The sequence below is a fragment of the Pseudomonas sp. TWR1-1-3 genome, assembly GCF_049896805.1.
Lineage (GTDB): Bacteria > Pseudomonadota > Gammaproteobacteria > Pseudomonadales > Pseudomonadaceae > Aquipseudomonas > Aquipseudomonas bubulae.
In genome coordinates this window covers 159611-172108 of sequence record NZ_JAFCUZ010000003.1, presented here as the reverse complement: position 1 = coordinate 172108, position 12498 = coordinate 159611, and the positions used below count along the sequence as shown (strand labels likewise).

General features: G+C 58.1%; 10 protein-coding genes. 7 read left to right on the top strand and 3 right to left on the bottom strand.

The genetic code is table 11. From position 1 onward, the window contains the following. Positions 1–21: 21 nt before the first annotated feature. A complete protein-coding gene (locus ACP7BE_RS13605; RefSeq protein WP_426106177.1) occupies positions 22–684 on the bottom strand; it encodes a transglycosylase SLT domain-containing protein in 663 nt (220 codons plus the stop codon). Positions 685–1734: 1050 nt separating this feature from the next. Beyond that, a complete protein-coding gene (gbcA, locus tag ACP7BE_RS13600; protein ID WP_426106175.1) occupies positions 1735–3027 on the bottom strand; it encodes a glycine-betaine demethylase subunit GbcA in 1293 nt (430 codons plus the stop codon). A gap of 281 nt (positions 3028–3308) precedes the next feature. On the opposite strand from gbcA, the gene gbcB reads away from it, so the two are divergent. From gbcB to ACP7BE_RS13585, 3 genes are all read left to right on the top strand, one after another. Beyond that, positions 3309–4409: a glycine-betaine demethylase subunit GbcB gene (gene gbcB / locus ACP7BE_RS13595; RefSeq protein ID WP_095020470.1), complete on the top strand. Its 1101-nt coding sequence runs from the start codon at positions 3309–3311 to the stop codon at positions 4407–4409. 145 nt (positions 4410–4554) lie between these two features. Next, a complete protein-coding gene (locus ACP7BE_RS13590; protein WP_016782568.1) occupies positions 4555–4779 on the top strand; it encodes a hypothetical protein in 225 nt (74 codons plus the stop codon). Next, positions 4776–5078 carry a cell division protein ZapA gene (locus ACP7BE_RS13585; protein WP_094999834.1) on the top strand — a complete coding sequence of 101 codons (303 nt, stop codon included), beginning with the start codon at positions 4776–4778 and terminating at the stop codon, positions 5076–5078. The genes ACP7BE_RS13590 and ACP7BE_RS13585 overlap by 4 nt, the downstream gene beginning before the upstream one ends. Before the next feature lie 133 nt (positions 5079–5211). Here the strand turns inward: ACP7BE_RS13585 and ACP7BE_RS13580 are convergent, their stop codons facing one another. Next, complete coding sequence (locus ACP7BE_RS13580; RefSeq protein WP_426106172.1) at positions 5212–6252, bottom strand: threonine aldolase family protein; 1041 nt, start codon at positions 6250–6252, stop codon at positions 5212–5214. 348 nt (positions 6253–6600) lie between these two features. Between ACP7BE_RS13580 and glyA the strand changes: the two genes are divergently transcribed. Genes glyA through ACP7BE_RS13560 form a run of 4 tightly spaced genes read left to right on the top strand, consistent with a single transcriptional unit; the run spans position 6601 to position 12488 of the window. Continuing rightward, on the top strand, positions 6601–7854 hold the full coding sequence (gene glyA / locus ACP7BE_RS13575; protein WP_426106170.1) for a serine hydroxymethyltransferase: 1254 nt from the start codon (positions 6601–6603) through the stop codon (positions 7852–7854). Positions 7855–7876: 22 nt separating this feature from the next. Then, entirely contained in the window at positions 7877–9127 is a 1251-nt protein-coding gene (locus ACP7BE_RS13570) for a sarcosine oxidase subunit beta family protein (protein ID WP_016782563.1), read from the top strand. A 14-nt stretch (positions 9128–9141) separates the two neighbouring features. Continuing rightward, positions 9142–9474, top strand: coding sequence for a sarcosine oxidase subunit delta (locus tag ACP7BE_RS13565; RefSeq protein WP_016782562.1), 333 nt, complete (start codon positions 9142–9144; stop codon positions 9472–9474). Continuing rightward, complete coding sequence (locus tag ACP7BE_RS13560; protein WP_094999839.1) at positions 9471–12488, top strand: sarcosine oxidase subunit alpha; 3018 nt, start codon at positions 9471–9473, stop codon at positions 12486–12488. Before ACP7BE_RS13565 ends, ACP7BE_RS13560 begins: the two co-directional genes overlap by 4 nt. Positions 12489–12498 lie beyond the last annotated feature (10 nt).

Sequence of the window (12498 nt, the reverse complement as noted above, 5' to 3'; positions counted from 1 at the left end):
CCGGAACCTGAGTCAGCGACATCATTTGAATTTGCGCTCGCCGCCAGATGCAAATATGGCCTGAGATTTACGGGCGGCAGCCTGGAGTCTTTGCTCGCGCTGGCTGACTAACTGCCCGTAGTACCCCTTGACGCGAAGGGCGTAACGATTGCGCAGATGTTCACGATTAGGCTTTGTTCCGGCGTTATAGGCGCCCACGGCGTCCCAGCTGTAACCCAGTTGTTTGACAAATTTGGCGAGGATCCAGGCACCGGCCATGACACTGGTGCAGGGTTGAGTCTGTAGTTGATATTCACTAATGCCAAAAGTGGCAAGGTGTTTCAAATGGCGACTGTTGACTTGCATCAAGCCTATATCGTAAGTCCCGTCTTTATTGACGTTGCGTGCGGCCGGATTCATTTTCGATTCAACTTGGGCAATGGCATGTAACAGCAACGGATCAATGTCATAGCGGTTGCCTGCATCCTGCCAGCAATTAGCATGTGCGAAGGTCGGTGTTAGTCCCGCACATATGACAAGTATAATCAAAAATGAATGTTTCATATCAAGACCTCGCCGTTTCAGATAACGGATAAAGCAGGGGTGCCAATCTAATCGATAGATTGTTTTATCCTGTTGAATCTGCACGGTTTTATTGATAATTAATAAGGAATCCGCAGTGTTAAGTGTGGCGCGCAAGATCACAAAGTTTTCACGTTTAAACTATAAGTATTGGCGGGTTTTAGGGTCGTGTTACCTGCAGTTTTTGTAGGTGGTTGAGTGCCTGTATAAACAGGGTAGCGAACAGGCTGCATAAAAATAAATATAGGACTTATTCGATTGATGGCAATTATCCTGCAATCAAAATTGGATCCATTGAAATGAACCAGCTAATAGTGAGTTGGTTATCTTTTTGTTGGATTGTTCATTTTGTGAGTGTTTAGAGTTGTTTAATAAGGGGGAGGGGCCTTGCAGGCTGAAATTGATATAATGTTTGGCGTGATGCCAAATCTCTAAAAAGTCTAAGAAACGTGGCAGATGATGGTGATCGATCCATTGTTTTTAACGTCTGATATCACTGCCTTCGCGAGCGAGTTTGCGGACAGCATTTTAGTAGGCAAGGTACTGCCAGCATCTGCGCAAAGTTACCCCGGGTTTCTGTGTGCCTGCCTGTGGGTAACCTGTCTGTATTTGCTTGCAGGGCCCGGCTGACGTGGCTCCTGCAGGTTTGTACAAAAAATGATCGCTGCCAGGAAATCACACTTGCAGAGCGCTTGCTCTGTTTACCCACAAACTCTGTTGGTGAAGGTGTGGATAAGTTGTTCGCTCTATCCTGCAGGCCTTTATATTAAAGGGCTCCAAGGTGCTGATCAAAAAATGTTCAATCCACGTTGGCATCGTCTTTTGATGGGATAAAACCAGCCAATACAAGGGCTAAGGGAGTTTTCAACAGGGTGGATAAAGTTGCGCACATATTCAGTTGGTCAAACTGTGGATAAGGTGGGTGTGGTTATCTGCAGGCCTTTAAAACCGTGGCTTGTGCAGGTTTGCACAAAAAATGTACAGATGTCTGCCCCGGTAGTGATCCATGACTTCCCCACAGTTGCTGTGGGTGTGCCTGTGGACAAGATGTTGGTGAAGGGCTGCGGGCCTTTGAATACGGGGGGTGTGGCGCGCTGATCAAAAACTGATCAAGAGTGTTCCAGGTCCTCACCCCCAACCCTCTCCCTAAGGGAGAGGCTTAGTGAGGTGCTTTTATTGCGCCACTACCCCTTTAAGATACGCCGCAGGCGCCGCCCCCAGGTTGTTCAGCAGCCGCTCGCTGTACCAGTCGACAAAGTTGACCACGCCAAACTCGTAGGTTTGCGAGTACGGCCCTGGCTGGTAGGCGACCGAGTTGATGCCGCGCTGGTTTTCTTCAGCCAGCCGGCGATCCTGGTCGTTGGTGGCGTCCCAGACCTTGCGCATGCGCTCCACGTCGTAGTCCACGCCTTCTACCGCATCCTTGTGCACCAGCCATTTGGTGCTGACCACGGTTTCCTGCGCGCTGATCGGACATAAGGTAAATACGATGATATGGTCGCCCATGCAGTGGTTCCACGAATGCGGCAAGTGCAGGATGCGCATTGAGCCCAGGTCCGGGTTTTTGATGCGCCCCATCAGTTTTGCACAGCCTTGCTTGCCGTCCAGGGTCATCGAGACCGTGCCCTTGAGCAGTGGCATGCGCACGATGCGGTTACGCAGGCCGAAGCTGGCGTGGGCATAAGGAATTTTCTCGGCGTCCCAGGCGGCTGCTGAGGCGGCGACGTGATCCTTGAATGCTTGGTCGGCGCGCGGGTCGGTGACGTCGTCCCATTCGAGCAGGGTCTTGAGCAACTCGGGGTGCGACGCGTTGCAGTGGTAGCACTCGCGGTTGTTTTCCAGCACCAGTTTCCAGTTGGCCTTTTCCACCAGGGTGGTTTGAATCGCCACCTTGGTGTTTTCCATGTCGTAAGGTTCCATATAGTGGTTCAGTGTGGCGAGGAACTCATCGATGGCGGGAGGGTTCTCGGCCAGGCTGATAAAGATATAGCCGCCCGCGGTTTTGACGTTCACCGGCTTGAGGCCGTATTGCTTCATGTCGAAGTCCGCACCCATCTCGGTGCCGGCAAACAGCAGGCGCCCGTCCAGCTCATAGGTCCATTGGTGGTAATGACACACCAGTTTGGCGACCTTGCCTTTTTCGCTGGTGCACAGTCGCGAACCACGATGGCGGCACACATTATGAAAGGCATGCACCTGACCTTCTGCGCCGCGAATCACGATAATCGGGTTCTTGCCCACCTGCAGGGTCAGGAAGTTGCCCTTGGCCGGTATCTCGCAAGTCATGCCTGCAATCAGCCACTCCTTCTGGAAGATCTCCTGCATATCGATTTCGAACAGGCGCTCGTCGTTATAAAACGGCTGTGGCAGCGAAAATGTCCGCTCGCGGTTCTGCAGCATCTCGGCGGTGGCCTTGCGTGCGGGTTCCAGTGGATCGCCCAGGCTCAAGTTTGCGGTGACGTCCATCGTTGTAGTCCTCATGGCCATCGGATGTGGCCTAAAAATGGCTGATCAGGGGTTCGACGCAAGGCAAAGCAATACAAGTGGTAGTGGCGCTGAGTGTGCGTTCGAAGTGCGCCGCAGCCATATCTACGGGCGACATGGCCCAATCTGTTCCCGACGCTGAAGGTGCTGTTTTCAGGGGCTGGTCGCGATAAGTATGTGGATGTCGCGAATGGGTAAATGGCCGCTTCGGGGCATGCGCAGAATCGCCAGCAAGAGGCCGGCTGTCGGCCGTGGAGAAGCGCATGTCCAATAGCTTTCTGAACCCGGTAACCACCCAGACCTGGGCCAATGGCCGACACATCGTGCGATGCGTCAAAGTGATTCAGGAAACCTGGGATGTGCGCACCTTCTGTTTTATGGCCGACCAGCCGATCCTGTTCTTTTTCAAACCGGGGCAATTCGTGACCCTGGAGCTGGAAATCGACGGTGACCCGGTGATGCGCTCGTACACTATTTCCAGCTCACCCTCGGTGCCGTACAGCTTTTCGGTGACCATCAAGCGGGTGCCCGGTGGCCGCGTCTCCAACTGGCTGCACGACACCTTGAGCGAAGGCCAGGAGCTGGCCGTGCACGGGCCGGTGGGACTGTTTAACGCCATCGACGCGCCGAGCCCCAAAGTGCTCTATCTGAGCGGTGGTGTAGGTATAACCCCGGTAATGTCGATGGCACGCTGGTTTTACGACACCAACGCCAATGTCGACATGGTGTTTATCCACAGCGCCCGCTCGCCCAAGGACATCATTTATCACCGCGAGCTGGAGCATATGGCCTCGCGTATCGACAACTTCAGCCTGCACCTGATCTGCGAGAAGCACGGGCTGGGTGAGCCCTGGGCCGGGTATCGCGGTTACCTGAACCATAAGATGCTCGACCTGATGGCCCCCGACTTCATGGAGCGCGAGGTGTTTTGCTGCGGGCCGACGCCTTACATGAACGCGGTCAAGCGCCTGCTGGAAAGCAACGGTTTTGACATGAGCCGTTACCACGAAGAATCCTTTGGGGCGACGCCGCCTGAAGTGCGGGCTGAAGCGGTAGAACAGGCCGAGCAGGCGGCAGATGCACCGGAGCCGGACCTGGCGGATTTGAACCAGGTGGAATTCACCGCGTCCGGCAAGAGCATTCGTGTGGGACCAGCCGAGACCGTGCATGCGGCAGCGGCCAAACTCGGACTGATGATCCCCAAGGCTTGCGGCATGGGCATTTGCGGGACATGCAAGGTGTTGAAACTGGGGGGGGAGGTGGACATGGAGCACAACGGCGGCATTACCGACGAAGATGTGGCCGAGGGTTATATCCTGTCGTGCTGCAGCGTACCGAAAGGGGATGTGCGGATTGAGTTTTGACGGGCTTTCGTGGCTCCAGAACCCTGGCAGGGAACAAAGGTTGCAAACCACAGTCTTTAGGGGTCTGAAAGCAAGGTTGCCGCTAGCTTAGCCGCTGACTTTTCTTTATCGTACGCGCCCTTCGAAACTGCTTGAGAACATCATCATGATTGAGTCATCCCTTAGCAAACTGGAACAACTGGTCAGCGACCTGGTACAGCAAAAACAAGAACTGCTGGATGCCAACGAGCAACTGAACACCGAACTGGCCCAGGCCCGTGACGAGAACGAAAGCCTGCAACTGACCCTGATGGAACAGGAAGAAAAGCAAGGCGCGACCGCAGCCCGCATCCAGGCACTGGTTGAGCGCGCGAGCCCTGTCAGCGCATGAGCCTTGACAGAGACGGAGTAAATGTCGTCTCGATTTTGGGTAACGACTACACGATCAAGGCGCCGGAGGGGGAGCAGAAAACCCTGATGGCGGCCACGGTCATGTTGAAAGCCGCCCTGGCCGAAACGAAAAGAAAGTACCCGAGCCTGATCGGGGACAAGCTGCTGGTGCTGGCAGCACTGAATCTGTGTTCAAAACAGATTGAGTTGCAACTGAGCCACAAACAGGAACTCGACCGTTATCAAGAGCAAGTCAGCGCCACGGTCGATGTGATTGAGCGAACCCTGGGGCAATCCTGAGTATTCGTAAATCAGTCACCCTCTGTAGGAGCGGGCTTGCCCGCGATGGCATCAGCGCAGTCGTTCAGACTAACCGCGTTGCCTGAATCGCGAGCAAGCCCGCTCCCACAGTGTTATTGATGTTACGTGCGCTTTAAGCGGACATCACTTCGCGAATATCCGCCGCAAGTTCCCGCACCCGTGCTTCCTCGGTATCCCACGAGCACATGAAGCGTGCCCCGCCCTTGCCGATAAAGGTATAGAAGCGCCAGCCCCTGGCGGTCAGTGCCGCTAGGGCCGGTTCCGACAGTTGCAGGAATACGCCATTGGCTTCCACCGGAAACATCAGCTCGACCCCCGGAATGTCACTCACCAGTTGGCTCAGCAACTGCGCGCAGTGGTTGGCGTGGCGCGAGTGTTTGAGCCAGGCGTCGTTTTCCAGCAGGCCCACCCAGGGCGCAGACAGAAAGCGCATCTTCGAAGCCAGTTGCCCGGCCTGTTTGCAGCGGTAGTCAAAATCCACTGACAAGGCATGGTCGAAAAACAGAATCGCCTCGCCCACCGCCATACCGTTCTTGGTGCCGCCAAAGCACAGCACATCCACCCCGGCTTTCCAGCTCAGTTCGGCGGGCGTGCAGCCCAGAAAAGCGCAGGCATTGGAGAACCGCGCGCCGTCCATGTGCAACAACAGGCCCAACTCCTTGCAGGTGTCGCTGATCGCGCGGATTTCTTCAGGGCGGTACACGCTGCCGACTTCAGTGGCCTGGGTGATGGTGACCACCCGCGGTTTTGGATAGTGGATATCTTTGCGCTTGAGGGCGATCTCGCGGATTGACTCGGGGGTGATCTTGCCGTTTTCAGTGCGGGCGATCAGCAGCTTGGAGCCGTTGGAAAAAAATTCCGGAGCGCCACATTCGTCCGTCTCGACGTGGGCGGTCTCGGAGCAGATCACGCTGTGAAAGCTCTGGCACAGGGACGACAGCGCCAGGGAGTTGGCCGCCGTGCCGTTAAAGGCGAAATACACTTCGCAGTCGGTTTCGAACAGTTTGCGAAAATCGTTCGAGGCGCGCAGCGTCCATTCGTCGTCGCCGTAAGAGCGCTGGTGGCCGTGGTTGGCTTTTTCCATGGCGGACCAGACTTCAGGGCAGATACCGGAGTAGTTGTCGCTGGCGAATTGTTGGCTCTTGTCAGTCATTTCCCGGTTCCATGGTCGAATAGTGTTGTGCACTTTATCCAAGAATCTGGCAGGTGCACAGGCGCGACTTAAAGTGCGGAAATGCCCTACAAAAGAATAACCCAAAGGCCTGTAACAAAATGTGGGAGCGGGCTTGCCCGCGATGGCATCTCCCGGTTTCGCCAGACAAACCTCGCAGCCAGTATCGCGAGCAAGCCCGCTCCCACAGGGTTATGGGAAACCATGTCGTAAACGCACCATTGCGTGGCGTCCATGGGCATTTGGTCTGCCTGCGCCAGCTCTACCATCTGGCTCAAAGGGCATTAGCCCCACCGAGACCAAAAGGCGCGCTGGCGCTGGGAGAACGCGATGTTCAGCAAGCAGGATCAGATCCAGGGTTACGATGACGCCTTGTTGGCGGCCATGAATGCTGAAGATCAGCGCCAGGAAGATCACATCGAACTGATCGCCTCCGAAAACTACACCAGCCAGCGGGTGATGGAAGCCCAGGGCAGCGGTCTGACCAACAAGTACGCCGAAGGCTACCCAGGCAAACGCTATTACGGCGGCTGCGAACATGTGGATAAAGTTGAGCAGTTGGCCATCGACCGCGCCAAACAGTTGTTCGGCGCCGATTACGCCAACGTGCAGCCGCATTCCGGCAGCCAGGCCAACGCAGCCGTCTACCTGGCATTGCTCAACGCCGGTGACACCGTGCTGGGCATGAGTCTGGCCCATGGCGGTCACTTGACCCATGGGGCCAGCGTCAGTTTTTCGGGCAAGCTGTACAACGCCGTGCAGTACGGCATCGACACCAGCACCGGCTTGATCGACTACGACGAAGTTGAGCGTCTGGCTGTTGAACATCAACCCAAAATGATCATTGCCGGGTTCTCGGCCTACTCAAAATTCCTCGACTTCCCACGCTTTCGTCAGATTGCAGACAAGGTGGGAGCCTACCTGTTTGTCGACATGGCCCACGTTGCCGGTCTGGTCGCTGCCGGGTTGTACCCCAACCCGCTGCCGTATGCCGATGTGGTGACCACCACCACCCACAAAACCCTGCGCGGCCCCCGTGGCGGCCTGATTCTGGCCAAGGCCAACGAAGCCCTGGAAAAGAAACTCAATTCGGCGGTGTTCCCCGGCGGTCAGGGCGGGCCCTTGATGCACGTGATCGCGGCCAAGGCAGTGTGCTTCAAGGAAGCGCTGGAACCGGGTTTCAAAACCTATCAAAAGCAGGTCATCGACAACGCCCAGGCCATGGCCGAGGTGTTTATCAAGCGTGGCTATGACGTGGTCTCGGGTGGTACCGACAATCATCTGTTCCTGCTCAGCCTGATCCGCCAGGGATTGACCGGCAAGGACGCCGACGCCGCCCTGGGCCGCGCCCATATCACGGTCAACAAGAATGCCGTGCCTAACGACCCGCAATCACCCTTTGTGACCTCGGGCCTGCGTATCGGCACCCCGGCGGTGACCAGCCGTGGTTTCAAAGTGGCGCAATGCACGGAGCTGGCAGGCTGGATCTGCGACGTTCTCGATCACCTCGGCGATGCCGATATCGAGGCCGATGTGGCCCGCCAGGTGACTTCGCTGTGCCAAGACTTCCCGGTTTATCGCTGAGCGCGTTTTTGGAGTAGATCCTATGCAACGGTATTCAGGCTTCGGCCTCTTCAAGCACTCCCTCAGCCACCACGAAAACTGGCAGAAGATGTGGCGCACGCCGACCCCGAAAAAGGTCTATGACGTGGTCATCGTCGGCGGCGGCGGCCATGGTCTGGCAACTGCTTACTATCTGGCCAAGGAACACGGCATCACCAACGTGGCCGTGGTTGAAAAAGGCTGGTTGGGTGGCGGCAACACGGCACGCAACACCACCATCGTGCGCTCCAACTATTTGTGGGACGAGTCGGCGCACCTGTACGAACACGCGATGAAGCTATGGGAAGGTTTGTCCCAGGACTTGAACTACAACGTGATGTTCTCCCAGCGCGGCGTCTATAACCTATGCCACACCCTGCAGGACATGCGTGACTCCGAGCGTCGGGTCAGCGCCAACCGCCTCAATGGTGTGGACGGTGAACTGCTCAACGGCAAACAAGTAGCGGACGAGATTCCCTACCTCGATTGCTCGAAGAACACCCGCTACCCGATCATCGGCGCCACCGTACAACGGCGTGGCGGCGTGGCCCGCCATGATGCCGTGGCCTGGGGCTTTGCCCGTGCCGCCGATGCTCTGGGCGTAGACCTGATCCAGCAAACCGAAGTGCTCGGCTTTCGCAAGGAAAACGGCGTGTGCATCGGCGTCGAAACCAGCAAGGGCTTTATCGGCGCCAAGCGCGTTGGTGTGGTCACGGCTGGCAACTCGGGGCATATGGCGCGTCAGGCCGGCTTTCGCCTGCCGATCGAATCCCACCCGCTGCAAGCGCTGGTGTCGGAGCCGATCAAGCCGATTATCGACAGCGTGATCATGTCCAACGCCGTACACGGCTATATCAGCCAGTCCGACAAGGGCGACCTGGTGATCGGCGCGGGTATCGACGGTTGGGTCGGCTACGGCCAGCGCGGTTCGTACCCGGTGATCGAGCACACGATCCAGGCGATTGTGGAAATGTTCCCTGTGTTGTCCCGCGTGCGCATGAACCGTCAGTGGGGCGGCATCGTCGACACCACACCCGACGCCTGCCCGATCATCTCGAAAACCCCGGTGCCCAATCTGTTCTTTAACTGCGGCTGGGGCACGGGTGGATTCAAGGCCACGCCGGGTTCGGGCAACGTGTTCGCTGCCAGCCTGGCCAAGGGCGAGATGCACCCGCTGGCCGCGCCGTTTTCCATTGACCGGTTCCACACCGGTGCCCTGATCGACGAACACGGCGCTGCCGCTGTCGCCCACTAACAGGAGAAATACCCATGTTGCATATCTTCTGTCCCCATTGCGGCGAGCTTCGCTCCGAAGAGGAATTCCACGCCAGCGGCCAGGCGCATATCCCGCGCCCGCTCGACCCTGGCAGTTGCACCGACGCAGAATGGGGCGACTACCTGTTCTTTCGCGACAACCCCCGTGGCCTGCACCACGAACTGTGGAACCACGTCGCCGGTTGCCGGCAGTTTTTCAATGCCACGCGCAATACCGTGACCTACGAAATTCTTGAAACCTACCTGATCGGCAGCAAGCCGCAGTTCACTGAGCAGGCAGCACCTGCGGCCACCACGGCCACCCGCGAGCTGGGAGAAAAAGTATGAGCCAGACCCATCGCTTGCCCAATGGCGGCCGCGTTGACCGCACCAAGGTGCTGAGCTTCACATTCAACGGTCAACAATACAAAGGCTACGAGGGCGACAGCCTGGCGGCCGCTTTGCTGGCCAACGGCGTTGACGTGATTGGCCGCAGTTTCAAATATTCCCGGCCCCGAGGCATTTACGCCGCCGGTGCTGAAGAGCCCAACGCGGTGTTGCAGATCGGTGCCACCGAGGCCACGCAAATCCCCAACGTGCGCGCCACGCAGCAGGCTTTGTACCAGGGCCTGGTGGCCACCAGCACCAACGGCTGGCCCAACGTCAACAATGATGTGATGGGCATCCTCGGCAAGGTCGGCGGCAAGCTGATGCCGCCGGGCTTTTACTACAAAACTTTTATGTACCCGCAGTCGTTCTGGATGACTTACGAGAAGTACATCCGCAAAGCCGCAGGCCTGGGTCGCTCGCCGACCCAGAACGATCCCGACACCTACGACTATATGAACCACCACTGCGACGTGCTGATTGTCGGCGCAGGCCCTGCAGGTCTGGCCGCAGCACTGGCAGCAGCGCGCAGCGGTGCGCGGGTGATCATCGCCGATGAACAGGAAGAATTCGGCGGCAGCCTGCTCGACAGCCGCGAAAGCCTGGACGGCAAACCGGCCATGGAGTGGGTGGCCAAGGTGATCGCCGAACTCAAGACGCTACCCGACGTGATCCTGTTGCCCCGCGCGACGGTGAACGGCTATCACGACCACAACTTCCTGACTATTCACGAACGTATCACCGACCACCTCGGCGATCGCGCCCCTATCGGTCAGGTACGCCAGCGTATCCACCGGGTCCGGGCCAAGCGCGTGGTATTGGCCACCGGTGCCTGCGAGCGGCCGTTGGTGTACGGCAACAACGACGTACCGGGCAATATGCTCGCCGGAGCCGTGTCCACCTATGTGCGCCGCTATGGTGTGGCACCGGGCAAAAAACTGGTGCTCAGTACCAACAACGATCATGCCTACCGCGTAGCCCTGGACTGGCTCGACGCCGGCCAGCAAGTGGTTGCTGTTGCCGATGCACGCAGCAACCCCCGTGGTGCGCTGGTCGAAGAAGCTCGGGCCAAAGGCATTCGCATCCTCACCGGGAGTGCGGTGATCGAAGCCCGTGGCAGCAAGCATGTAACGGGTGCACGAGTGGCGGCGATCGACGTCAAGGCTCTCAGCGTTGCCAGCCCCGGCGAGTGGCTGGAGTGCGATTTGCTGGCCACTTCGGGCGGCTACAGCCCGGTAGTTCACTTGGCCTCGCACCTGGGCGGCAAGCCGACCTGGCGTGAAGATATTCTCGGTTTCGTCCCCGGCGAAGCACCGCAAAAGCGCGTATGTGTGGGCGGTATCAATGGTGTCTACCCGCTGGGCGACAGCCTGGCCGATGGTTTTGAGGGCGGCGCACGTGCGGCCAGCGAAGCCGGTTTCAAGGCCGTGGAAGGGGTGTTGCCCAAAGCCCTGAATCAGCTGCAGGAACCGACCCTGGCGCTGTTCCATGTGCCCCACGAAAAAGGTACGGCGCGGGCACCGAAGCAATTTGTCGACCTGCAAAACGACGTCACTGCTGCGGCCATCGAATTGGCGACCCGTGAAGGGTTCGAGTCGGTTGAGCACGTTAAACGCTATACCGCGCTGGGCTTCGGCACGGATCAAGGCAAGCTGGGCAACGTCAACGGCCTGGCCATTGCCGCCCGCTCGCTGAACGTGACCATCCCGCAGATGGGCACCACCATGTTCCGCCCCAACTACACGCCGGTGACCTTCGGCGCGGTGGCGGGGCGCCATTGCGGGCATATTTTCGAGCCGGTGCGCTACACCGCGCTGCAAGCCTGGCACGTCAAGCAAGGCGCTGAATTTGAAGACGTCGGCCAGTGGAAACGGCCGTGGTACTTCCCGCGTAACGGCGAAGACATGCATGCGGCGGTCAAGCGCGAATGCAAAGCGGTGCGTGACAGCGTCGGCATTCTCGATGCCTCTACCCTGGGCAAGATCGACATCCAGGGCCCGGATGCCCGCGAGTTTCTCAACCGTATCTACACCAATGCCTGGACCAAACTTGATGTGGGCAAGGCCCGCTACGGGCTGATGTGCAAGGAAGACGGCATGGTCTTCGACGACGGCGTGACGGCCTGCCTGGCCGACAATCATTTCGTCATGACCACCACTACCGGCGGCGCGGCCCGTGTGTTGCAGTGGCTGGAAATTTACCAGCAGACCGAATGGCCCGAGCTGAAGGTCTACTTCACCTCGGTCACCGACCACTACGCGACCCTGACCTTGTCCGGCCCCAATAGCCGCAAGTTGCTGAGCGAAGTGACCGACATTGATCTGGATCGCGAGGCGTTCCCGTTCATGACCTGGAAAGAAGGCCTGGTGGGCGGTGTACCGGCGCGGGTGTTCCGTATCTCGTTTACCGGCGAGCTGTCCTATGAGGTCAATATCCAGGCTGACTACGCCATGGGCGTGCTGGAAAAAATCGTTGAGGCGGGCAAGCAGTACAACCTCACCCCTTATGGCACCGAGACCATGCACGTGTTGCGGGCCGAGAAGGGCTTCATCATCGTTGGTCAGGACACTGACGGTTCCATGACCCCCGACGACCTGAACATGGGCTGGTGCGTGGGCCGCACCAAACCGTTCTCGTGGATCGGCTGGCGCGGCATGAACCGTGAAGACTGCGTACGTGACCAGCGCAAGCAGTTGGTGGGGCTCAAGCCCATCAACCCGACCCAATGGCTGCCCGAAGGCGCGCAACTGGTGTTCGATGCCAAGCAGTCGATCCCGATGACCATGGTCGGCCACGTGACGTCGAGTTATGCCCACAACTCACTGGGTTATTCATTTGCCATGGGTGTGGTCAAGGGCGGCTTGAAGCGTATCGGCGAACGGGTGTTCTCGCCCCAGGTCGACGGCAGCGTGATCGAGGCTGAAATTGTGTCTTCGGTGTTCTTCGACCCGAAAGGCGACCGGCAGAATATTTGAATGGGTGATC